Annotated in this window: 22 protein-coding genes and 1 tRNA gene; 15 read left to right on the top strand and 8 right to left on the bottom strand. The window is 62.5% G+C overall.

The window, feature by feature from the left end; all coding sequences use genetic code 11:
- Positions 1-95: 95 nt before the first annotated feature.
- Both upp and EGJ09_RS05205 read left to right on the top strand, forming a co-directional pair.
- Positions 96-734 (top strand): uracil phosphoribosyltransferase, encoded by a 639-nt coding sequence (gene upp / locus EGJ09_RS05210; protein WP_011532223.1) that lies wholly within the window; start codon positions 96-98, stop codon positions 732-734.
- 2 nt (positions 735-736) lie between these two features.
- A complete protein-coding gene (locus tag EGJ09_RS05205) occupies positions 737-2,002 on the top strand; it encodes a uracil-xanthine permease family protein (protein WP_046784552.1) in 1,266 nt (421 codons plus the stop codon).
- A 45-nt stretch (positions 2,003-2,047) separates the two neighbouring features.
- On the opposite strand, the gene hemH is transcribed toward EGJ09_RS05205, so the two are convergent.
- On the bottom strand, positions 2,048-3,061 hold the full coding sequence (gene hemH / locus EGJ09_RS05200; RefSeq protein ID WP_046784553.1) for a ferrochelatase: 1,014 nt from the start codon (positions 3,059-3,061) through the stop codon (positions 2,048-2,050).
- Positions 3,062-3,074: 13 nt separating this feature from the next.
- Positions 3,075-3,980, bottom strand: a complete 906-nt coding sequence (locus EGJ09_RS05195) for a TIGR01777 family oxidoreductase (RefSeq protein ID WP_046784554.1) — start codon at positions 3,978-3,980, stop codon at positions 3,075-3,077.
- A gap of 186 nt (positions 3,981-4,166) precedes the next feature.
- Here EGJ09_RS05195 and EGJ09_RS05190 point away from each other — a divergent pair, with 186 nt between their 5' ends.
- The 5 genes from EGJ09_RS05190 to EGJ09_RS05170 all read left to right on the top strand — a co-directional run bounded on the left by EGJ09_RS05190 (position 4,167) and on the right by EGJ09_RS05170 (position 9,243).
- A complete protein-coding gene (locus EGJ09_RS05190; RefSeq protein WP_115273868.1) occupies positions 4,167-5,153 on the top strand; it encodes an NAD(P)/FAD-dependent oxidoreductase in 987 nt (328 codons plus the stop codon).
- Between the two features lie 106 nt (positions 5,154-5,259).
- Positions 5,260-6,228, top strand: a complete 969-nt coding sequence (locus EGJ09_RS05185) for a DUF523 and DUF1722 domain-containing protein (protein WP_046784677.1) — start codon at positions 5,260-5,262, stop codon at positions 6,226-6,228.
- On the top strand, positions 6,218-7,099 hold the full coding sequence (locus EGJ09_RS05180; protein WP_125923397.1) for a MerR family transcriptional regulator: 882 nt from the start codon (positions 6,218-6,220) through the stop codon (positions 7,097-7,099). Before EGJ09_RS05185 ends, EGJ09_RS05180 begins: the two co-directional genes overlap by 11 nt.
- 6 nt (positions 7,100-7,105) lie before the next feature.
- Complete coding sequence (phrB, locus tag EGJ09_RS05175) at positions 7,106-8,527, top strand: deoxyribodipyrimidine photo-lyase (protein ID WP_125923396.1); 1,422 nt, start codon at positions 7,106-7,108, stop codon at positions 8,525-8,527.
- Between the two features lie 17 nt (positions 8,528-8,544).
- On the top strand, positions 8,545-9,243 hold the full coding sequence (locus EGJ09_RS05170; RefSeq protein WP_125923395.1) for an SDR family oxidoreductase: 699 nt from the start codon (positions 8,545-8,547) through the stop codon (positions 9,241-9,243).
- Between the two features lie 60 nt (positions 9,244-9,303).
- Here EGJ09_RS05170 and EGJ09_RS05165 read toward each other — a convergent pair whose 3' ends face one another.
- The 6 genes from EGJ09_RS05165 to hemA all read right to left on the bottom strand — a co-directional run bounded on the left by EGJ09_RS05165 (position 9,304) and on the right by hemA (position 14,653).
- Entirely contained in the window at positions 9,304-9,822 is a 519-nt protein-coding gene (locus EGJ09_RS05165; RefSeq protein WP_012316258.1) for an acyloxyacyl hydrolase, read from the bottom strand.
- Between the two features lie 105 nt (positions 9,823-9,927).
- Complete coding sequence (murI, locus tag EGJ09_RS05160) at positions 9,928-10,725, bottom strand: glutamate racemase (RefSeq protein ID WP_125923394.1); 798 nt, start codon at positions 10,723-10,725, stop codon at positions 9,928-9,930.
- On the bottom strand, positions 10,718-11,473 hold the full coding sequence (locus EGJ09_RS05155) for a molybdopterin-synthase adenylyltransferase MoeB (protein WP_012316260.1): 756 nt from the start codon (positions 11,471-11,473) through the stop codon (positions 10,718-10,720). Before EGJ09_RS05155 ends, murI begins: the two co-directional genes overlap by 8 nt.
- Positions 11,467-12,297 (bottom strand): peptide chain release factor N(5)-glutamine methyltransferase, encoded by an 831-nt coding sequence (gene prmC / locus EGJ09_RS05150; protein WP_125923393.1) that lies wholly within the window; start codon positions 12,295-12,297, stop codon positions 11,467-11,469. The genes EGJ09_RS05155 and prmC overlap by 7 nt, the downstream gene beginning before the upstream one ends.
- Positions 12,297-13,379: a peptide chain release factor 1 gene (gene prfA / locus EGJ09_RS05145; RefSeq protein WP_115273862.1), complete on the bottom strand. Its 1,083-nt coding sequence runs from the start codon at positions 13,377-13,379 to the stop codon at positions 12,297-12,299. The genes prmC and prfA overlap by 1 nt, the downstream gene beginning before the upstream one ends.
- A complete protein-coding gene (gene hemA / locus EGJ09_RS05140; protein WP_012316263.1) occupies positions 13,376-14,653 on the bottom strand; it encodes a glutamyl-tRNA reductase in 1,278 nt (425 codons plus the stop codon). Before hemA ends, prfA begins: the two co-directional genes overlap by 4 nt.
- A 188-nt stretch (positions 14,654-14,841) precedes the next feature.
- Between hemA and EGJ09_RS05135 the strand changes: the two genes are divergently transcribed.
- The 8 genes from EGJ09_RS05135 (at position 14,842) to ychF (ending at position 21,632) form a co-directional block, all read left to right on the top strand.
- A complete protein-coding gene (locus EGJ09_RS05135) occupies positions 14,842-16,563 on the top strand; it encodes a tetratricopeptide repeat protein (RefSeq protein WP_125923392.1) in 1,722 nt (573 codons plus the stop codon).
- A gap of 4 nt (positions 16,564-16,567) precedes the next feature.
- Complete coding sequence (gene lolB / locus EGJ09_RS05130; protein WP_046784565.1) at positions 16,568-17,185, top strand: lipoprotein insertase outer membrane protein LolB; 618 nt, start codon at positions 16,568-16,570, stop codon at positions 17,183-17,185.
- Between the two features lie 3 nt (positions 17,186-17,188).
- Positions 17,189-18,049: a 4-(cytidine 5'-diphospho)-2-C-methyl-D-erythritol kinase gene (gene ispE / locus EGJ09_RS05125; protein WP_125923391.1), complete on the top strand. Its 861-nt coding sequence runs from the start codon at positions 17,189-17,191 to the stop codon at positions 18,047-18,049.
- A 19-nt stretch (positions 18,050-18,068) separates the two neighbouring features.
- A tRNA-Gln gene (locus tag EGJ09_RS05120) sits at positions 18,069-18,143 on the top strand.
- 48 nt (positions 18,144-18,191) lie between these two features.
- A complete protein-coding gene (locus EGJ09_RS05115; protein WP_003247410.1) occupies positions 18,192-19,133 on the top strand; it encodes a ribose-phosphate pyrophosphokinase in 942 nt (313 codons plus the stop codon).
- Positions 19,134-19,251: 118 nt separating this feature from the next.
- Complete coding sequence (locus tag EGJ09_RS05110; RefSeq protein ID WP_012316267.1) at positions 19,252-19,848, top strand: 50S ribosomal protein L25/general stress protein Ctc; 597 nt, start codon at positions 19,252-19,254, stop codon at positions 19,846-19,848.
- Positions 19,849-19,924: 76 nt separating this feature from the next.
- Positions 19,925-20,509: an aminoacyl-tRNA hydrolase gene (gene pth / locus EGJ09_RS05105; RefSeq protein ID WP_008099045.1), complete on the top strand. Its 585-nt coding sequence runs from the start codon at positions 19,925-19,927 to the stop codon at positions 20,507-20,509.
- Between the two features lie 22 nt (positions 20,510-20,531).
- On the top strand, positions 20,532-21,632 hold the full coding sequence (gene ychF, locus EGJ09_RS05100) for a redox-regulated ATPase YchF (RefSeq protein ID WP_046784567.1): 1,101 nt from the start codon (positions 20,532-20,534) through the stop codon (positions 21,630-21,632).
- Positions 21,633-21,691: the final 59 nt, after the last annotated feature.

Genomic DNA, 21,691 nt, shown 5'->3' with positions numbered 1-21,691 from the left:
CATTTATGGACTAACGTGCAAAAGGACTGCACGACAGCAAAGGCTGAATAGATTAATCTAGCGCGGTTTTTTTGCCCGCCTTTCGGAGCCCCCCTATGCCCACTCGTGAGATCCGCCACCCGCTGATCCGCCACAAGCTCGGCCTGATGCGCCGTGCCGACATCAGCACCAAGAACTTTCGCGAACTCGCCCAGGAAGTCGGCGCGCTACTGACCTACGAAGCCACCCAGGACCTGCCACTGGAAACCTACGAGATCGATGGCTGGTGTGGCAAGGTGCAAGTTGAAAAAATCGCTGGCAAGAAGATCACCGTGGTACCGATCCTGCGCGCCGGCATCGGCATGCTTGACGGCGTGCTCAGCCTGATCCCGGGCGCGAAGGTCAGTGCCGTGGGTGTCGCACGCAACGAGGAGACCCTCGAAGCACACACCTACCTGGAAAAGCTCGCCCCGGACATCAACCAGCGCCTGGCGCTGATCATCGACCCGATGCTTGCCACCGGCGGCTCGATGGTCGCCACCATCGACCTGCTGAAGAAGGCAGGCTGCAAGGAAATCCGCGCCATGGTGCTGGTAGCAGCGCCTGAAGGCATCGAAGTGGTGGAGAAAGCCCACCCGGACGTCCAGATCTACACCGCCTCGATCGACCAGCGCCTCAACGAACACGGCTATATCGTTCCGGGCCTGGGCGACGCCGGTGACAAGATCTTCGGCACCAAGCAGAAGGACGCCTGACCATGCAGGACGGCTTCAACGACCCGCTATGGCGCCAGGTCGTTTCGGGCGCGCAGATGCTCTTCGTGGCATTTGGCGCGCTGGTGCTGATGCCGCTGATCACCGGCCTGGACCCTAACGTCGCGCTGTTCACCGCGGGTATCGGCACCCTGCTGTTCCAGCTGGTCACCGGCCGTCAGGTCCCGGTATTCCTGGCCTCGAGCTTTGCCTTCATTACTCCGATCATCCTCGCCAAAGGCCAGTTCGGCCTGGCCGAGACCATGGGCGGCGTGATGGCCGCAGGCTTCGTGTACACCTTCATGGGCCTGATGGTGAAGATCAAAGGCACCGGCTTCATCGACCGCATGCTGCCACCCGTGGTGATCGGCCCGGTGATCATCTCCATCGGCCTGGCCATGGCACCGATCGCGGCCAACATGGCCATGGGCAAGGGCGGTGACGGCGCGGTACTGATGCCGTACAAGACCGCCATGCTGATTTCCATGCCGGCGTTGCTCACCACCCTGATCGTCGCGGTATTTGGCAAAGGCATCTTCCGCCTGGTGCCGATCATTTCCGGGGTGCTGGTAGGGTTTGCCCTGGCGTTCGCCTTTGGCGTGGTCGATACCGCCAAGATTGCCGCCGCGCCTTGGCTTGAGATCCCTAATTTCACCGCACCAGCGTTCAACTGGCAGGCCATCCTGTTCATCGTACCGGTCGCCCTGGCCCCGGCGATCGAACATATCGGCGGGGTGATCGCAGTCGGCAGCGTGACCGGTCGCGACTACCTAAAGAAGCCTGGCCTGCACCGCACCCTGCTGGGTGATGGCCTGGCCACCACGGCAGCCGGCCTGTTCGGCGGCCCGCCCAATACCACGTATGCCGAAGTGACCGGCGCCGTGATGCTGACCAAGAACTACAACCCGAAGATCATGACCTGGGCGGCGGTCTTTGCCATCACCCTGGCCTTCATCGGCAAGTTCGGTGCGTTGTTGCAGAGCATCCCGGTGCCGGTGATGGGCGGCATCCTCTGCCTGCTGTTCGGTTCGATCGCGGCGGTGGGCATGAACACCATGATCCGCCACAAGATCGACCTGGGCGAAGCTCGCAACCTGGTGATCGTGTCGGTGACCCTGGTGTTCGGTATCGGCGGCGTGCTGATCGGCAGCGGCGACGGCCCTGATGATTGGGGCCTGAAGGGCATCGCCCTGTGCGCTATCGTGGCCATTGCCCTGAACCTGATCCTGCCGGGCAACGATGGCTGGAAAAAAGAGAAGCTGGATGTCTAAGAGCGGCCTTGCGTCGCTAAGGGGCCGCAAAGCGGCCCCTTCAATTCAAGCCTTTTCACACATCCGCGCCAGCACCCTCACCCACTCCGGGTGATCATTCAGGCACGGCACCAGCACCAACTCTTCGCCCCCTGCCTCGATGAACTGCTCCTTGCCGCGATCGCCAATTTCCTCCAGCGTCTCGATGCAATCGGCCACGAATGCCGGGCACATCACCAGCAGCTTCTTCGCCCCGGCCTTGGCCAGTTCATCCAGACGCGTCTCGGTATAGGGCTCGATCCACTTGTCTCGGCCTAACCGCGACTGGAACGAGACAGACCACTTGCCGTCCGGGATGCCCATCCTGGTGGCGAACGCCTTGGCCGACGCCAGGCACTGCCCCCGGTAGCACACCGCCCGCACTTCGGCACTGGCGTCCTTGCAGCAGTCCGCTGCCCGCAAATCATGCTTGCTACCAGGCATGAGCTTCTTCAGGTGCCGCTCCGGCAAGCCATGGAAGCTCAACAACAGGTGGTCGTAGTCCTGCTCAAGATAGGGCCGTGCACTGGCCACCAGGGCATCGATGTATTCAGGGTGGTCGTAGAACGGTTGCAGCACACGCAACTGCAACGGCAAGGCGCGTTCGGCGACAGTCTGGTTGGCCAGTGCCACTACCGTAGTCACCGTGCTGTCAGCGAATTGTGGATAAAGCGGCGCCAGTGTCACCTTGCGCACACCTTGAGCGGCGAGGCGCTCAAGCACCTGCGCCAGTGCTGGCTCGCCATAGCGCATGGCGATTTCCACCGGACCATGGGGCCAGTGCTCGACCATCGCGGCCTGCAGGCGACGCGTCAACACCACCAAGGGTGAGCCTTCGTCCCACCAGATCGAGGCATAGGCATGGGCAGACTGCTCTGGGCGCTTGATCAGGATCAGCGACACCAGCAAGCGCCGCACCGGCCATGGCAGGTCGACCACGTAAGGGTCCATCAGGAACTGGTTGAGGTAGCGGCGTACATCGGCTACCGAGGTGGAAGCCGGAGAACCCAGGTTGACCAGCAACAGAGCGTGATCGGTCATGCAGCGTCCTATGTCAGAGGCGCCTGGACAGGTTGTCCAGGGCCGATTGCAGATCGTTGTAACGGAACGTGAAGCCCGCGGCCAGCAAACGCACAGGGCGTGCCCGCTGGCCACCAAGCAACAACGTCGACAGCTCTCCGAGGCCCGCCTTCAGCAGCAGGCCAGGCACCGGCAGCAGCGCCGGCCGGTGCAGCGCCCGGCCCAGGCGCCGGGCGAATTCGCGGTTACGCACAGGCTCTGGCGCGCAGGCATTATAAGGACCGCTGGCGTCCTTGTGCCGCAAGAGAAAATCTATCAGGGCGACCTGGTCGTCTATATGCACCCAAGGCATCCATTGCCGCCCATTGCCCAGCGGGCCGCCCAGCCCCAGCTTGAACGGCAGGCGCAGGCGCGACAGGAAACCGCCATCGCTGGCCAGCACCAGCCCCGTGCGCACCAACACCACGCGCAGCCCAAGGGCCTGCGCACGTTGCGCTGTTTCCTCCCAGGCAATGCACAGCTGGCTGGCGAAATCCTCGCGCACCGGCGGCGATGCCTCGGTCAATTCACGCTCACCGCCATCGCCATACCAGCCCACCGCTGAACCCGAAATCAGCACTTCGGGACGTTGCTCACGGGTACCGAGCCAGCCCAGCAATTGCTCGGTAAGGCTGATACGGCTGGCCCAAAGCACATTGCGCCGGGCGGCGGTCCAGGGCCGGTCGGCAATCGGCGCGCCAGCCAGGTTGATCACGGCGTCCACCTGCTCGTCAGCGGCCAGTTCCTCCAGTTGGGCAATCCCGCGCACCCCGCTGCCACAGAGGCGCGCAACCTGATCAGGGCGCCGGCTCCACACGGTCAGGCGATGACCCTGGGCGAGCCAGAACGGGCAAAGATGCTGGCCGATCAAGCCAGTGCCGCCTGTCAGCAATATATGCATGGCTGTGTCCTCACAGAGTGCGGCGATGGTCTATTTTTACAACAAGGCACTTTTTTAACCCAACGCTCTCAGATAAACATAGGCCAACCTGCCCTATGAAGCGGAATAACCTTATACAAATTTTAAGTATTGTACAGGTTTGCCTGACAGCGTAGTCTGCTTACAGCACGGTTCGAAGAGGCCATCATGACAGTACCTATTGCCATCATCGGTGCCGGTATCGCCGGCCTTTCCGCTGCCCAGGCCCTGCAAAAGGCCGGGCAGTCCGTTCACCTGTTCGACAAAGGCCACGGCAGTGGCGGGCGCATGGCCAGCAAACGCAGCGAGGCCGGTGCGCTCGATCTGGGTGCCCAATACTTCACTGCGCGCGACCGTCGCTTCGTCGAGCAGGTGCAGCAATGGGTAGCCGCCGGCTGGGCCGAACAGTGGAAGCCGCAGCTGTACAACTACCGTGACGGCGAACTGACGCCCTCGCCCGACGAGCAGACGCGCTGGGTCGGCGTGCCGCGCATGAGCGCGATCACCCGCGGCATGCTCAAGGACGTCACGGTGAACTTCGGCTGTCGCATTGCCGAAGTGTTTCGCGGCAAGCAGTACTGGCACCTTCAGGATACCGAAGGCTGCAGCCATGGCCCATTCAGCCGCGTTGTGATCGCCGTCCCCGCGCCCCAGGCCACGCCGCTACTGGCAGCCACCCCAAAACTTGCCGCCGTGGCAGCGGGCGTGGTGATGGAGCCTACATGGGCCGTTGCCCTGGCCTTTCAGACACCGCTGGACACACCGATGCAGGGCTGCTTCGTGCAGGACAACCCGCTCGACTGGCTGGCACGCAACCGCAGCAAGCCAGGCCGCGATGAGCAGCTCGATACCTGGGTGCTGCATGCCACTTCCACGTGGAGCAAGCAGCATATCGACCTGGCCAAGGAAGAAGTGATCGAGCAACTGTGGGGAGAGTTCGCCGAATTGGTCGGCTGCGTGGTGCCTGCAGCGTCCTTCTCCGTGGCACATCGCTGGTTGTATGCACGGCCGGCCGGCAGTCACGAATGGGGCGCGCTGGCCGATGCCGACCAAGGGCTCTATGCCTGTGGCGACTGGTGCCTGTCGGGCCGCGTGGAAGGCGCCTGGCTCAGCGGTCAGGAGGCGGCACGACGCCTGCTGGAGCATCTCGACTAAACAAAACTGCAAAACTATACAAAAATACTAGTTTGCATAAGTTTGTGGCTGTGCTGGAATAACCTTGTACACGCGCGAATCAATGTACAAGTTTTCGGAGACAGCCATGCACGATCCATCCGCCCACAGTAAGCCCCGCATTGCCATCAGCTCATGCCTGACAGGCCACAGTGTGCGCTACAACGGCGGGCACAAGTCGTCCGATCTGTGCCGCACCCAGCTGGAAGAACACTTCGATTGGCTACCGGTCTGCCCCGAAGTCGCCATCGGCCTTGGGGTGCCCCGCGACCCGATCCGGCTGGTCGGTGACCCCGAACACCCGGCCGTGGTCGGGACACGCAACCCTGGCATGGACGTCACCGGCCCGCTCGCCAGTTACGGCGAACAGATGGCCGCCGAGCTTGACGATATCTGTGGCTACATTTTCATGCAGAAGTCGCCGTCCTGCGGGCTGGAGCGGGTCAAGGTCTACCAGGATAACGGTCACCCGGCAGTACAGGGTGGCAGAGGTGCCTACGCAGCGGCTTTCTGTGCCCGTCGCCCGGACCTGCCGGTCGAGGAAGAGGGGCGCCTGCACGACCCGGTATTGCGCGAGAACTTCATCAGCCGCGTCTACGCCTATGCGGACTGGCAGCGCCTGCTGGCCAAGGGTTTGAGCCGTGGCGCACTGGTGCGCTTCCATTCACGCTACAAGTACCTGCTCATGGCCAACAACCCGCAGGCTTACCGACAGCTTGGGCGCCTGCTTGGCAGCATGAGCCGGGACGATGACCCTCAGGTGATCGGGCCCCGCTATTTCAGCCAGTTGATGCAGGCGCTGCGTCGCTGCGCCAGCCGCGGCACCCATGGCAACGTACTGCAGCACCTCAGTGGCTACTTCAAGGACGCGCTGACGCAGCAGGACAAGGCCGAGCTGCAACACATCATCGACCAGTACCAGCAAGGGGTCGTACCGCTGGTAGTTCCGCTGACCTTGCTCAAACACCATTTGCGCAAGCACCCTGACCCCTACCTGCAGCAACAGACCTACTTACAGCCGCACCCCGATAGCCTGGGGCTACGCAATGCAGTCTGAAGCGCCCATGCCCATCGGTGAACTGGCACGCCGCACCGGTGTGAATCCGGTGACCCTGCGCGCCTGGGAGCGGCGCTACGGGCTGCTGAAGCCGCAACGTACCGCCAAAGGCCACCGCTTGTATGGCCGCGACCAAGTCGAACGTGTCGAAGCGATCCTGGCCTGGCTGGAACGCGGCGCATCGGTCGGCCAGGTGCGCGAGCTGCTCGACAAGCCACCCGGCGTTGCCCCGCAAGGCGACTGGCAAACCCGCCAGCAACAGTTGATAGAGGCCATCGCCAACCTGTCCCAGCGCAGCCTCGACCAGCAACTCAATCAAGCCATGGCGCTGTATCCGGCCATCACCCTGTGCGAGAAATTGCTGCTGCCATTGCTCGATAGCCTGGGGCAACGTTGGTGCAATTACTTCAATGCCAGGCTCGAACAGGTGTTCTTCCACACTTGGCTACGCAGCAAGCTGGGCGCACGGGTCTATCACGACAATCAATCACTGCACGGCCCGGCCGTGTTGCTGGCCGAAGACAGTGAGCACGCCTTCGACCCCAGCCTTTGGCTGTATGCCTGGCTGCTGAGCAGCAGCGGCATCCCTGTCGAAGTGCTTGAAAACCCCGTGAGCGGAGTGGAGTTGCAACGTGCCGTCACCGCCCTGCAACCTCGCGCCCTGCTGCTGCACCTGGGCCCGCGCATCGATGGCCGGGCCCTGCTGCGTACCCTGCAGGGGATAGCAGGCACCAAGCTGCTGGGCGGCGCCACGATTTCCCTCCACCAAGCTCAACTGCACGGCTTCGGTCTGCCCGAGCTTTTCCTGTTCGATACCCCGCAGGCGGCATTGCGCACGCTGCAAGGCAATGACCGCCCGCCTGTAGAGTAGATGCCCATGCAACTGATCTGGCTGCGCAGCGACCTGCGCGTCAACGACAACACCGCCCTGAGCGCCGCCTGTGAACGTGGCCCTACCGTGGCCTTGTGGCTTGCCAGCCCAGGCCAGTGGCAGGCGCATGACGACGCTGCCTGCAAGGTCGACTTCTGGCTGCGTAACCTGCGCGACCTGCGCCAGTCACTGGAGGGCCTCAATATTCCGTTGCTGGTCCGCAGGATCGACACCTGGGAGCAGGCGGCCCAAACGCTGCTCGACGTGTGCCGCCAGCACAACATCGAAGCGGTGCACTGGAACGATGAGTACGGCATCAACGAAAACAGCCGCGACCAGGCGACCCGCGCGTTACTGGAAGCCTCCGGCGTTCAGGCTCACAGCTACCTCGATCAGCTGTTGTTCCGCCCCGGCACCGTGCTGACCCGCAGTGGTGATTACTTCCAGGTCTTCAGTCAGTTCAAGAAAGTCTGCCTGGAGCACCTGCACCGAAGCCTGCCGTCACAAGCACCTCGGGTAAAGCGCCAGGCCCCCGTGGGTATCGCCAGCGACCCCATTCCCCAGCACATCGATGGCTTCGACAAACCATCGCGCACCCTGAGCGAATACTGGCCTGCGGGCGAGGACGAGGCGCAAGCCCGACTGGCACGCTTCGTGGACGAAACCATCGAGGACTACCATCACCTGCGCGACCTGCCGGCAAAACCTGGCACCAGCCAACTATCGGCCTACCTGGCGGCCGGGGTGGTCTCGCCCCGCCAGTGCCTGCACGCCGCACTGGCGAGCAACCGCGGCGAGTTCGACAGCGGTAGTACCGGCACCCAGACCTGGATCAACGAATTGCTCTGGCGCGAGTTCTACAAGCATATCCTGACCGGTTATCCACAGGTGTCACGCCACCGAGCATTCCGCACACACACCGAATCGCTGCCTTGGCGCGACGCCCCTGCCGACCTTGAGGCCTGGGAACAGGGACGCACCGGGTTCCCGATCATTGACGCGGCCATGCACCAGTTGCTGCACACCGGATGGATGCACAATCGCCTGCGCATGATCGTCGCCATGTTCCTCAGCAAGAACCTGCTGATCGACTGGCGCCTGGGCGAACGGCACTTCATGCGCCACCTGATCGACGGTGATCTGGCCGCTAACAATGGCGGCTGGCAGTGGAGCGCCTCCACAGGCACAGACGCGGTGCCCTACTTCCGTATTTTCAACCCCGTTTCGCAGTCGCAACGCTTCGACCCACAGGGGCACTTCATTCGCCACTGGGTACCCGAGTTACGCGGGCTGGATGAAAAAAGTGTCCATCTGCCTACGCAAAACAAGGATCTTTTCGCCGAAAATTCGTACCATCGTCCTATAGTTGACCTCAGTAGTAGCCGCCAGCGTGCACTGGAGGCCTTCAAGGGGTTATCGCGCAGGTAGGGTGAGGGGTCCGCGTATTGAATCATCCGCGAATTTTCTGGGTTACGGGAGCAGGTAGTGGTCTGGGTTTGGCCTTGGTGGAGCAATTGCTCGGGCTAGGGCACCGGGTAGCGACAAGCGGGAAGGATTGCCAGGCGCTCGATACCTTGGCAGCGCACCACGGTAGCCGCCTGTTGCGCCTGCCATGGCAGTTGCATGACGAAGACCAGGCGGCCAGCGCCTGCCTTGAGCTTTGTCATGCCTGGGGCGCGCTGGACAGCCTGATCATCAATGCAGGGGCCACCGATTATCTGCCGAATGCGGTATCGGCCACAGACGTGTTCGAGACGATCGTAAGCAGTAACCAGCTGGCGGCCGAACACTGCCTGGGCCAGGCTGTACCGTTGCTGTTGAAAGGCGACAAGCCGCAGGTAATGGCAATATTCAACCGTTATTCGGCCTTGCAGTTGTATGCGCCCACGCGCGTCACAGCAGGCTGGAACAACACACCGCAGTGGTTTCGCGAGGCGCGTCAGTCGCTGAAAAATCAGGGCATTGACCTGACGGTGGTGGCGCCACATTCGTTGAAGACACCGGTCACCTCAGCTATGGCCTTTCCTGAAGACTGGACACCGCAGAGCGCCGCACAGGAGCTGCTGCAACGCTTGCCACTGCGCGAGCCGGAGCTTGTGCTGGAGGTCACGAACCTGAGTAGCTTGTGGCCATTGTCACGCTAAGTGATGAGGAGGCATTGCCACCCGCTTCGCGGCCCCGCGAAGTGGGTGGCAATGGCAAACTCAGAGTGCCATGCGGTAATGCAGGCTGTAGCTCTCGACCCCATCGTTGGGCTGCTTGATGCCGGCGTTGGAGTAGTGGATTGCCCGCACGCCAATCTCATGGCCACCTGCAAAGCGCAGCCCGAAACCGATTCGGTCTTCGAACTGGAACGACGAACCCAATTCGTTGCTTTCAAGCTCAGTGCTGGCAAATGCAGCCACGCCGATGCCCGCCTCGATGTAGGGCTTCACTGACTCACCAGCGAACTCATAGACGAATACCGGTGCGAAAGACAGGCTGTGGTTGCTCGCCGTCTCGTCGCCGTCCCAATAGGTGTAAGCCCCATCCCAATAACCGGTCAGCCGACCGACGCTCGTCTGCCACCAGCTGGCATCCCAGTTGGACTGAAGGCCCAGGCGGTAAACCTGGGTGGAGTCACCCGTCTGCCCTACCGATAACGAAACATCGGCAGCTTGCACTACCGCGATCTGTCCCAAAGTGACGGCGGCAGCCGCCGCCAAGCCGAGCAGTTTCCTCATGAGAAACATCCTTCTTTCCAATGCTGTTGTAAGTGTTCGCCTCATGGCAGGCAAAAAATAGAAATCAGGAGTGGGACGATAGTTCAGCTGTTTTTCACGTTTTTTTTACAACTGAAAACTTTGCACACTGCCCGACTTGTTCCACAGCACAGGGAGGATGTTTTCCAAAGATCGCGGATCGGCACTGGTCCAGAATGCAGCTTCGCGTGCCGGCCCCTCGGCCAGTAGTTCGCGCGCGGCCAGTAACCGTTGCAGTTGGCGCGCCACCGCCGCACCGGTATCGATGATAGCGACGTCGGCGGGCACCATCCCGGCCAGCAACGGGCGCAGGAACGGGTAATGGGTACACCCGAGAATCAGCGTATCGCAACCTGCCGCAAGCAAGGGCTGCACATAGCCAAGCAAAAGCTGGCGCAATTGCAGGCTGCCAAGGTCACCCGTCTCGATCAGCTCGACCAGCCCAGGGCAAGGCTGGGTGACCACGCGCACATCGTTGGCGAAGCGGTCGAGCAAGGCGGCGAACTTGGCGCTCTGCAAGGTGCCGGTAGTGGCCAGCACACCGACCACGCCGGAACGGGTGGCAGCAGCAGCAGGCTTCACCGCCGGCTCCATGCCTACCAGCGGCCAGTCCGGATAAAGCTCACGCAGGTCGGCAACCGCTGCCACGGTAGCGGTGTTACAGGCCAGCACCATCGCCTTGGCGCCCTGCGCCTGGAAAAACTCGGCAATGCGCCGGCAACGCTGGCGGATGTAGTCGGGGGTTTTCTCGCCATACGGCACATGCCCGCAATCGGCCACATAGAGCAGCGACTCGCTGGGCAGCAAGCGCTGGATCTCGGCCAGGACCGACAAACCGCCGACCCCGGAGTCCATCACGCCGACCGGTGCCGAGCGCTCAGCCATCGCGTTTGCCACATACCGCACAAGCCGGGTCACGCTTGACCCGCAGTTCCCGCAGGCGCGTGCCCAGTGCGTCGATCAGCAGCAAGCGGCCCACCAGCGGCTCGCCAAAACAAGCCAGCAGTTTCATGGCTTCCAGCGCTTGCAGGCTGCCGACCAACCCAACCAGCGGGCCAATCACTCCGGCTTCGCTGCAGGTCAGCTCGTCTTCGCTGCCATGGCCGTACAGGCAATGGTAGCAAGGGCTGTAATCGCGCCGAGGGTCGAACACCGACAGCTGCCCTTCGAGGCGGATGGCTGCACCACTGACCAGCGGCTTGCCATGGGCGAAGCAAGCTGCGTTGACCGCCTCCCGGGTACCAAAGTTGTCGGAACAGTCCAGCACCAGGTCGACGGCCGCCACTGCAGCGGCCAGGGAGTCTTCATCCAGCGCCTGACGATGGGCGACCAAGGTGATTTCAGGATTGATGGCCTCAAGCCGCTGAAGCGCCGAGTCCACCTTGCTCATGCCAACACTGCCACTGTCATGGATAACCTGGCGCTGCAGGTTGGTCAGGTCGACGGTATCGAAATCAGCCAGGTGCAGCTCACCTACACCGGCTGCTGCCAGGTAGAGCGCCACCGGTGAGCCCAGACCACCCAGCCCGATGATCAGCGCCTTGCTCTGCTTGAGGCGCAACTGGCCTTCGATGTCCACCTGTGCCAACAAAATCTGCCGGCTGTAACGCAACAATTCCTGATCGGTCAGCATGGCAAGCGCCCCAGGGAAATACGTTCATGACCGCCCAGGTCCTTGCGGCTGGCCACCTCGATGAAGCCTTGCCCGCTCAGCAGCGCGCGCACGGCAGGTGCCTGGTCGTAGCCGTGTTCGAGCAGCAGCCAGCCACCGGGCAGCAGATGCGCCGGCGCCTGGCCAACGATCAGCCGCAGGTCGTCCAGGCCATCGGCCCCGGCCACCAGTGCACTGCTGGGTTCGAAGCGCACATCACCGGCAGCCAGGTGCGGGTCTTCGGCAGCGATGTACGGCGGGTTGCTGAGGATCAGGTCGAAACGCTCCCCGTCCAAGGCGCTGAACCAGTGGCTGGCGAGCACCTTGACGTTGCCCAGGCCCAAGCGCTGACGATTACGCTCAGCCAGCGCTACCGCTTCCTCGACCCGGTCCAGCGCCGTGACCTGCCAGGCCGGGCATTCGCTGGCCAAGGCCAGCGCTATCGCGCCGGTTCCGGTGCCCAGGTCGAGCACCTTGGCGGGCGTTGCAGGCTGCAACTCAAGCGCCGTCTCGACCAGAAGCTCGGTATCAGGGCGTGGGATCAACGTGTGGGGTGCCACTTCCAGGTCGAGTTTCCAGAAGCCCTGCTGGCCCAGAATGTAGGCAACCGGCTCACCGCCGCGGCGCCGATGCAGGTAGCCTGCGTAGGTCTGCGCATCCTCGCTGCTGACGATGCGTTCAGGCCATGTGTGCAGGTAGCTGCGCGACTTGCCGATGGCCGCCGCCAGCAGCAGTTCGGCGTCCAGGCGTGCGGTGGGCGAATCCGGCAGTTGCGCGTTGCGCAGCAGGCTGGCAATGATGGTCATCAGTCCCCCAGAGCCGCCAGCTGATCAGCCTGGTATTCGGCCAGCAACGGTTCGATCACCGCGTCAACGCCCCCGGCAAGGATATCGTCGAGGGAATACAGGGTCAGGTTGATACGGTGATCGGTCACCCGCCCCTGTGGATAATTGTAGGTACGGATGCGCTCTGAGCGGTCGCCCGAACCTACCAGCAGTTTACGCTCGCTGGCGATGGCATTCTGCGCGGCGCTGGTCTGCATGTCATTGAGCTTGGCCGACAGCCAGGACATGGCTCGGGCCCGGTTCTTGTGCTGCGAGCGCTCCTCCTGGCACTCCACCACGATGCCGGTAGGCAAGTGCGTGATGCGGATGGCCGAGTCGGTCTTGTTGACGTGCTGGCCACCGGCGCCGGATGCGCGGTAGGTGTCCACGCGCAAATCAGCCGGGTTGATCTCGATTGCCACCTGTTCGTCCGGCTCGGGCAGTACCGCGACGGTGCACGCCGAGGTGTGGATTCGGCCCTGCGATTCGGTTTCAGGCACCCGCTGCACACGGTGCGCGCCAGACTCGAACTTGAGCTTGCCGTAAACGCTGTCGCCTTCGACGCGGGCGATGATCTCTTTATAGCCGCCGTGCTCGCCCTCGTTCTCGGAAAGAATCTCGAGGCGCCAGCCACGCCGTTCGGCATAGCGCGAATACATGCGGAACAGATCGCCCGAGAAGATGGCCGCCTCGTCGCCACCGGTGCCGGCGCGAATTTCGAGGAACACGTTGCGCCCGTCATTGGGGTCTTTGGGCAACAGCATGCGTTGCAGCTGCGACTCCAGCACCACCAGCTGCTCCTTGGCTTCGCGCACTTCCTCCACGGCCATTTCGCGCATATCGGGGTCGGCGTCCTTGAGCAGCGCCTGGGCGCCTTCGAGGTCGTCCTGCACCTTGCGCCACTCTTTATAGGCGCCGATCACCGGCTCCACTTCAGCGTATTCGCGAGAATAGGCGCGAAAGCGCGCCTGGTCGGAAATGACTTCGGCATCACCGAGCAAGGCGGTGAGTTCCTCGAAGCGGTCCTGGAGCGTGTCCAGTTTGTTCAGCAGCGACGCTTTCATTGCAAGGATTTGTCCGTCGAGCCCTCGTTGAGGGCAAAGAGTTCCTGGGCCATGGCCAGCGCATCGAGGCGGCCCTCGGCCGAGAGCTTTTTCAGCTGCACGCTGGGCGCATGCAGGAGTTTGTTGGTCAGCCCCCGGGCCAGTTGCGCCAGTACGTCCTCGGGGTTGCCACCGTTGGCCAGCAGACGCTGGGCCTTTTGCAGTTCTTCGTCGCGCAGGCGCTCGCTTTGCTGGCGATAGGCGCGCAACACGTCGACCGCGGCCAGTTCGCGCAGGCGCACCATGAAGTCTTCGGCGCCCACCGAGACCAGCTCTTCGGCCGCCTGGGCTGCGCCCTGGCGGCTCTTGAGGTTTTCCGCGACCACTTCGTGCAGGTCATCGACGGTATACAGGTACACGTCGTCGAGCTCACCCACCTCCGGCTCGATGTCGCGCGGCACGGCGATGTCGACCATGAAGATCGGCTTGTGCCGGCGCTGCTTCAGCGCGCTTTCCACCGCGCCCTTGCCCAGGATGGGCAACTGGCTGGCGGTGGAGCTGATGACGATGTCGCTGTGCGCCAGCTCTTGTGGGATATCGGCCAGCAGCACGGCGTGAGCACCGAACTGCTCGGCCAGCAGGCTGGCCCGCTCCAGTGTACGGTTGGCCACGACGATACGGCGCACGCCCTGCTCATGCAGGTGGCGGGCAACCAGAGTGATGGTTTCACCGGCGCCGATCAGCAGCGCCTGGCTGCGGCCCAGGTCGCTGAAGATCTGCCGCGCCAGGCTGACCGCAGCAAACGCCACCGACACCGGGTTCTCGCCGATCGCGGTGTCGGTACGCACCTGCTTGGCGGCGCTGAAGGTGGCCTGGAACAGGCGCCCAAGCAGCGGGCCGACGGTGCCAGCCTCGCGCGCCACGGCATAGGCCGACTTCATCTGGCCGAGGATCTGCGGTTCGCCAAGCACCAGCGAGTCGAGGCCCGAGGCCACGCGCATCATGTGCCTGACGGCATCATGCTCTTCATGGATATAGGCGCTGGCCCGCAGTTCATCTAGGCTCAGGCGGTGATAATCGGCCAGCCACTGCAGGACCGCCTCGGCGGACAGCTGATCCTGCTCTATATAGAGCTCGCTGCGGTTGCAGGTCGACAGGATCGCCGCTTCACGGCTGGCGGTCAGTCGGCAGAGCTGCTGCAGGGCGTCGACCAGCTGCTCTGGGGTAAACGCCACGCGCTCGCGTACGTCTACCGAGGCAGTCTTATGGTTGATACCAAGTGCAAGAAAGGCCATGCAAGGTCGCTGGTTGTGACGAGAAGCCGATAATTGTCCTCTTTCGCAGGTTTTAGAACAACCACCGTTCGCTATTGTCCCTATATACCAAGAGCATCACTGTAAACCGCGACCTTCGCGTGTGGGTTTGCCCCCGCGCTTGTGTCATCATGCTCCGACCGCCGGTAAGTCCTTCTAAGCCTCTTTATATGAACAGACCCTACGCACTGCTGCTTGCCTTCGCCCTGCTCCAGGGCTGCCAGAGCCTGGCCCCGCAAAAGGCCGAGCCTCCCGTTGCCGAAGCCGGCAAGGCCGAGGCCGAGAAGCCCGTGGTGTATGGGTCGTTCAAGCAGGACACGCTCTACAGCCTGCTGGTGGCCGAGCTGGCCGGCCAGCGCAACCGGTTTGATATCGCCCTGGCCAACTACACCGACCAGGCCGAGAAAACCCAGGACCCGGGCGTGTCCGAGCGTGCCTACCGCATCGCCGAGTACCTCGGCGCCGACGAGCCGGCCCTGGATAGCGCTTTGATCTGGGCCCGCAACGACCCGCAGAACCTCGACGCCCAGCGCGCCGCGGCCATCCAGCTGGCCCGCGCAGGCCGCTATGACGACTCCATGACCTATATGGAGAAGGTGCTGCAGGGCCAGGGCGACACGCACTTCGACTTCCTCGCCCTGTCGGCCGCAGAGACCGACCAGAGCACCCGCGACGGTCTGATGCAGAGTTTCGACCGCCTGCTGGTCAAGTACCCCGACAACAGCCAGCTCGTGTTCGGCAAGGCCCTGCTGCTGAACCAGGACGACAAGGCCGAAGAAGCCCTCGAACTGCTTGAATCACACCCGGCACAAAATGGCGAGATAGCCCCGACCCTGCTTCGTGCCCGCCTGCTCCAGGCCCTGGACCGCGGCCCGGAAGCCCTGCCGCTGCTGCGCGGGGCGATCCGCGACAACCCGGAAGACAAGCGCCTGCGCCTGACCTATGCGCGCACCCTGGTCGAACAGGACCGCATCGCCGATGCCAAGGCCGAGTTCATCAGCCTGGTCCAGCAATACCCCGACGACGACGAGCTACGTTACTCGCTGGCGCTGGTGTGCCTGGAGAACAAGGACTGGGACGAAGCCGAGAGCTACCTGCGTGAGCTGATCGAGCGCGACAGCAACGTCGACGCCGCCCACCTGAACCTGGGCCGCATCGCCGAAGAACGCCACGACCCGGCCGGCGCCCTGCGCGAATACGCACTGGTTGGCCCGGGCCCCGACTACCTGCCTGCACAATTGCGTCAGTCCGACATCCTCATCGCCAATGGTCGCGGCACCGAAGCGTCACGCCAGCTCGCCGAGGCGCGCGAGGCGCAGCCGGAACTCGCCATCCAGCTGTACCTGATCGAGTCGGAAAGCTACAGCAACAACAACAAGGACGCCCAGGCCAACCAAGTGCTGCAGCAGGCCATTCAGCGCTACCCGGACGACCTCAACCTGCTTTACACCCGCGCCATGCTGGCCGAAAAGCGTGACGACCTGCCGCAGATGGAAAAAGACCTGCGCGCCATCATCGCCCGCGAACCGGAAAACGCCATGGCGCTGAACGCCCTGGGCTATACCTTGGCTGACCGCACGACCCGTTACGCTGAAGCCAAGGCCCTGATCGAAAAGGCCTATCAGCTGACCCCGGACGACCCGGCAATCCTCGACAGCATGGGCTGGGTCGCCTATCGCCTGGGCAACCTCGAAGAGGCCGAGCGTTACCTGCGCCAGGCCCTGGAGCGCTTCCCCGACCATGAAGTGGCTGCTCACCTGGGCGAGGTTCTGTGGGCCAACGGCAAGCGCCGTGAAGCTCGCCAAGTCTGGGCCAAGGCCTTCGAGGCCCAGCCCGACAGCCCTATCCTGCGCAAGACCGTCTTGCGCCTGACCGGATCCGAGACCCTTTAACGCCATGTTTTTGCGCCATTGCATCACCTTTACCCTGATCGCCCTGCTGGCCGGCTGTGCCGGCTTCGGTAGCCGGGAGGCCCTGCAGGGCCACGGCGACCCACAACAGTGGCGCGCCCATAAAGAGCAACTGAGCAGCCTTGACGGCTGGCAGATCAACGGCAAGGTCGGCATCCGCGCCCCGCGCGACTCCGGCAGTGGCACGCTGTTCTGGTTGCAGCGCCAGGACTATTACGACATCCGTCTGGCCGGCCCGCTGGGCCGAGGCGCAGCACGCCTGACCGGCCGCCCCGGCGGCGTGGTACTGGAAGTGGCCAATCAGGGCCGCTACGAAGCCGCCAGCCCCGAAGCGTTGCTAGAAGAACAGCTGGGCTGGCAATTGCCGGTGTCGCACCTGGTCTGGTGGGTGCGCGGCCTGCCCGCCCCCGACAGCAAGAGCAAGCTGACCCTCGATGGCGACAGCCGCTTGGCCAGCCTGGACCAGGACGGCTGGCAGGTGCAGTACCTGAGCTACACCGAACAGAACGGTTACTGGCTGCCCGAGCGCCTGAAGCTGCACGGCAAGGACCTCGACGTGACCCTGGTGGTCAAGGACTGGCAGCCACGCCAGCTGGGGCGCTGACCGATGCACAGGCTCACCCTGCCCGCCCCGGCCAAGCTCAACCTGTGGCTGCACATCATCGGCCGCCGCCCGGACGGTTACCACGAACTGGAAACCGTCTTCCAGTTCCTCGATCACTGCGACGAGCTGACTTTCGCCCTGCGTGAAGACGGCGCGATCCGCCTGCACACCGAGATCGAAGCGGTGCCCCACGACAGCAACCTGATCGTGCGCGCCGCGCGCAAGCTGCAGGAACAGTCCGGCACCGGCCTTGGCGCCGATATATGGCTGACCAAGGTGCTGCCCATGGGCGGCGGCATCGGCGGCGGCAGTTCGGATGCAGCGACCACACTGCTGGCGCTGGCGCACTTGTGGCAACTGGATTGGGACGAGGATCGCCTGGCTGCCCTGGGCCTGACACTGGGTGCCGACGTGCCGGTGTTCGTGCGTGGCCATGCAGCATTCGCCCAAGGAGTGGGTGAGCAATTGACCCCGGTCGACCCGGCCGAACCCTGGTACGTCGTGCTGGTGCCGCAAGTGTCTGTCAGCACAGTAGAAATTTTTTCACATCCACAGTTGACACGTGATTCCCTCCCCCTTAAGATGCGCCCCGTTCCCGAGGGAAACAGTCGAAATGACTGCCAACCGGTGGTAGAGCAGAGTTACCCAGAAGTTCGCAACGCGTTGAATTCACTGGGTAAATTCACTGAAGCTCGATTAACCGGCACTGGAAGTTGTGTGTTTGGGGCCTTCCCAAGCAAAGCCGAAGCTGATAAAGTTCTGGCCCTTCTTTCAGCGACCCAAACAGGGTTTGTGGCGAAAGGAAGCAATGTTTCGATGTTGCATCGCAAGCTGCAAAGTCTGGTCAAGAAGTCGAGTGCCTAGCGCTCGCAGCAACAGATACAGGGGCGTCGCCAAGCGGTAAGGCAGCAGGTTTTGATCCTGCCATGCGTTGGTTCGAATCCAGCCGCCCCTGCCATTTTCCTTATACTCATCCAGGTATACCCTCAGCCTCCAGGTACTGCGCGTGTCCAAGATGATGGTCTTTACGGGGAACGCTAACCCCGATCTGGCTCGGCGTGTCGTACGTCAGCTGCATATCCCTCTCGGTGACGTCTCTGTCGGTAAATTCTCCGACGGTGAGATCAGCACTGAGATAAATGAAAATGTCCGCGGTAAAGACGTCTTCATTATTCAGCCGACCTGTGCCCCGACCAACGATAACCTGATGGAACTGGTAGTGATGGCCGACGCCTTCCGCCGCTCCTCAGCATCCCGAATCACCGCCGTGATTCCTTACTTCGGATACGCCCGCCAGGACCGCCGTCCGCGTTCGGCACGTGTAGCCATCAGCGCCAAAGTCGTCGCTGACATGCTCACTGTCGTGGGTATCGACCGTGTTCTCACCGTCGACCTGCACGCTGACCAGATCCAGGGTTTCTTCGATATCCCGGTCGACAACATCTACGGTTCGCCCGTACTGGTCGACGATATCGAAGACCAGCGTTTCGAGAACCTGATGATCGTCTCCCCGGACATCGGTGGTGTCGTGCGCGCACGTGCCGTCGCCAAGTCCCTGGGTGTCGACCTGGGTATCATCGACAAACGCCGTGAAAAGGCCAACCACTCCGAAGTGATGCACATCATCGGCGACGTCGAAGGGCGCACTTGCATCCTGGTAGACGACATGGTCGATACCGCCGGCACCCTGTGCCATGCGGCCAAGGCACTGAAAGAACACGGCGCGGCCAAGGTTTATGCCTACTGCACGCACCCTGTCCTCTCGGGCCGTGCGATCGAGAACATCGAGAAGTCGGTACTGGACGAGCTGGTGGTGACCAACACCGTTCCGCTGTCCGCCGCTGCTCAAGCCTGTGACCGTATCCGCCAGCTGGATATCGCACCGGTAGTCGCTGAAGCGGTGCGCCGCATCAGCAATGAAGAATCGATCAGTGCGATGTTCCGCTAAGCGGAATACGTGTTGATATGAAGCGCCCCGCCCCAGCATGTGTTGGGGCGGGGCTTTTTTGCCATCCCCGTTGGCGCTGGTCGCAAACGCCCTCGGGGGGCTATTTTGGAGAAACAAAATGACTGATTTCACTCTGAACGCCCAAGTGCGTAGTGACCTGGGGAAAGGTGCGAGCCGCCGCCTGCGTCACTCGCTGAACATCCCGGCCGTTGTATACGGTGGCGATAAAGAAGCTCAATCCCTGACCATCGTGGCCAAGGAAATTGCCAAGCTGTTCGAAAACGAAGCTGCCTTCAGCCACGTTATCGAGCTGAACGTCGACGGCGCCAAGCAGAACGTCGTAGTCAAGGCCATGCAGCGCCACCCGGCCAAAGGCTTCATCATGCACGCCGACTTCGTTCGCGTCGTTGCTGGCCAGAAGCTGACCGCTGTTGTTCCAGTGCACTTCATCAACGAAGAAGCCCCGGTCAAGAAAGGCGGCGAGATCTCGCACGTTGAATCGCAGATCGAAGTTTCCTGCGAAGCCAAAGACCTGCCTGAGTTCATCGAAGTCGACCTGGGCAACGCTGAAATCGGCACCATCATCCACCTGTCGGACCTGAAAGCTCCGAAAGGCGTAGAGTTCGTCGCTCTGGCCCACGGTGATGACAAAGCTGTTGCCAACGTTCACGCGCCACGCGTTGCTCCAGAAGCTGAAGAAGGCGCCGCTGAGTAATCCACTCGCGCGCCGGTGTTGATCGGGTTACAGTGCCGCGCACCGTAACCCACCAACTCCAAGGAAGAGCCCCTACGTGACCGCCATCCAGTTGATCGTCGGCCTGGGTAACCCCGGCCCCGAATACGAACAGACCCGGCATAACGCAGGGGCTCTTTTCGTTGAACGCATTGCCAGCGCCCAGCGCGTCTCCTTGACCGCTGACCGCAAGTATTTCGGCCTGACGGCTAAATTCAGCCATCAGGGCAACGACGTTCGTCTGCTCATCCCCACCACCTACATGAACCGTAGCGGCCAGTCCGTGGCGGCTTTGGCCAATTTCTTCCGCATCAAGCCGGAAGCGATACTGGTGGCGCATGACGAACTCGACCTGCCTCCAGGCGTCGCCAAGCTCAAGCGCGGCGGTGGCCATGGTGGGCACAACGGCCTGCGCGACATCATCGCGCAGCTCGGCAACCAGAACGACTTCCACCGCCTGCGGCTTGGCATCGGCCACCCGGGTGACGCCAAACTGGTCTCCAACTTCGTCCTGGGCCGCGCGCCGCGCGCCGAGCAGGAGAAGCTCGACGCCAGCATCGATTTTGCCCTCGGCGTGCTGCCGGACGTGCTTGCCGGCGATTTCGCCAAGGCAATGCGCGAGCTGCACAGCCAGAAGGCCTGATTTCCTAGAGAGGGGAATACCCATGGGTTTCAATTGCGGCATCGTCGGCCTGCCCAACGTCGGCAAGTCCACCCTGTTCAACGCCCTGACCAAGTCTGGCATCGCGGCGGAGAACTTCCCTTTCTGCACCATCGAGCCGAACAGCGGCATCGTGCCGATGCCCGACGCGCGCCTGGCTGCGCTGGCGGAAATCGTCAAGCCTAATCGCATCTTGCCGACCACCATGGAGTTCGTCGACATCGCCGGCCTGGTGGCCGGTGCCTCCAAAGGTGAAGGCCTGGGCAACAAGTTCCTCGCCAACATCCGCGAGACCGACGCCATCGCCCACGTGGTGCGCTGCTTCGAAGACGAAAACGTGATCCACGTTTCCAACAGCGTCGATCCCAAGCGCGACATCGAGATCATCGACCTGGAGCTGATCTTCGCTGACCTGGACAGCTGCGAGAAGCAACTGCAGAAGGTCACCCGCAACGCCAAGGGCGGCGACAAGGAAGCCCTGGCGCAAAAGGCAATCCTGGAAAAGCTGATCCCGCACTTCACCGAAGGCAAGCCGGCACGCAGCCTGATGAAGAACATGGCCGACGACGAGAAAGCCGTCATCCGTGGCTTCCACCTGCTGACCAGCAAGCCGGTGATGTACATCGCTAACGTGGCTGAAGACGGCTTCGACAACAACCCGCACCTGGACGTGGTCAAGGCCATCGCCGAAGAAGAAGGCGCTGTCGTGGTGCCGGTGTGCAACAAGATCGAAGCCGAGATCGCCGAACTGGACGACGGTGAAGAGAAGGACATGTTCCTCGAGGCCCTGGGCCTGGAAGAGCCTGGCCTGAATCGCGTGATCCGCGCCGGTTACGAGCTGCTCAACCTGCAGACCTACTTCACTGCCGGCGTGCAGGAAGTGCGTGCCTGGACCGTCCGCATCGGCGCCACCGCGCCTCAGGCGGCCGGTGTGATCCACACCGACTTCGAAAAAGGCTTCATCCGCGCTGAAGTGGTGGCCTATGACGACTTCATCCAGTTCAAGGGTGAAGGCGGTGCCAAGGAAGCCGGTAAGTGGCGCCTGGAAGGCAAGGACTACATTGTCAAAGACGGCGATGTCATGCACTTCCGCTTCAACGTCTGAGTTGTAAGCACGGGCTTGATACAAGCCGAGTAAAAAACCCTTGAAGCCTCGCGGCTCAA

Origin of the sequence: Pseudomonas sp. p106 (genome assembly GCF_003936645.1) — a bacterium.
Taxonomy (GTDB): domain Bacteria; phylum Pseudomonadota; class Gammaproteobacteria; order Pseudomonadales; family Pseudomonadaceae; genus Aquipseudomonas; species Aquipseudomonas putida_E.
The sequence above is the reverse complement of the archived record's forward strand: the minus strand, read 5'-3'. Positions and strand labels throughout refer to the sequence as shown.

Bases quoted from the DNA above. Each gene is read 5' to 3' on its own strand.
- upp (WP_011532223.1), top strand. From the start codon at position 96: ATGCCCACTCGTGAGATCCGCCACCCGCTGATCCGCCACAAGCTCGGC.
- EGJ09_RS05205 (WP_046784552.1), top strand. From the start codon at position 737: ATGCAGGACGGCTTCAACGACCCGCTATGGCGCCAGGTCGTTTCGGGC.
- hemH (WP_046784553.1), bottom strand. From the start codon at position 3,061: ATGACCGATCACGCTCTGTTGCTGGTCAACCTGGGTTCTCCGGCTTCC.
- EGJ09_RS05195 (WP_046784554.1), bottom strand. From the start codon at position 3,980: ATGCATATATTGCTGACAGGCGGCACTGGCTTGATCGGCCAGCATCTT.
- EGJ09_RS05190 (WP_115273868.1), top strand. From the start codon at position 4,167: ATGACAGTACCTATTGCCATCATCGGTGCCGGTATCGCCGGCCTTTCC.
- EGJ09_RS05185 (WP_046784677.1), top strand. From the start codon at position 5,260: ATGCACGATCCATCCGCCCACAGTAAGCCCCGCATTGCCATCAGCTCA.
- EGJ09_RS05180 (WP_125923397.1), top strand. From the start codon at position 6,218: ATGCAGTCTGAAGCGCCCATGCCCATCGGTGAACTGGCACGCCGCACC.
- phrB (WP_125923396.1), top strand. From the start codon at position 7,106: ATGCAACTGATCTGGCTGCGCAGCGACCTGCGCGTCAACGACAACACC.
- EGJ09_RS05165 (WP_012316258.1), bottom strand. From the start codon at position 9,822: ATGAGGAAACTGCTCGGCTTGGCGGCGGCTGCCGCCGTCACTTTGGGA.
- murI (WP_125923394.1), bottom strand. From the start codon at position 10,725: ATGGCTGAGCGCTCGGCACCGGTCGGCGTGATGGACTCCGGGGTCGGC.
- EGJ09_RS05155 (WP_012316260.1), bottom strand. From the start codon at position 11,473: ATGCTGACCGATCAGGAATTGTTGCGTTACAGCCGGCAGATTTTGTTG.
- prmC (WP_125923393.1), bottom strand. From the start codon at position 12,297: ATGACCATCATTGCCAGCCTGCTGCGCAACGCGCAACTGCCGGATTCG.
- prfA (WP_115273862.1), bottom strand. From the start codon at position 13,379: ATGAAAGCGTCGCTGCTGAACAAACTGGACACGCTCCAGGACCGCTTC.
- hemA (WP_012316263.1), bottom strand. From the start codon at position 14,653: ATGGCCTTTCTTGCACTTGGTATCAACCATAAGACTGCCTCGGTAGAC.
- EGJ09_RS05135 (WP_125923392.1), top strand. From the start codon at position 14,842: ATGAACAGACCCTACGCACTGCTGCTTGCCTTCGCCCTGCTCCAGGGC.
- lolB (WP_046784565.1), top strand. From the start codon at position 16,568: ATGTTTTTGCGCCATTGCATCACCTTTACCCTGATCGCCCTGCTGGCC.
- ispE (WP_125923391.1), top strand. From the start codon at position 17,189: ATGCACAGGCTCACCCTGCCCGCCCCGGCCAAGCTCAACCTGTGGCTG.
- EGJ09_RS05110 (WP_012316267.1), top strand. From the start codon at position 19,252: ATGACTGATTTCACTCTGAACGCCCAAGTGCGTAGTGACCTGGGGAAA.
- ychF (WP_046784567.1), top strand. From the start codon at position 20,532: ATGGGTTTCAATTGCGGCATCGTCGGCCTGCCCAACGTCGGCAAGTCC.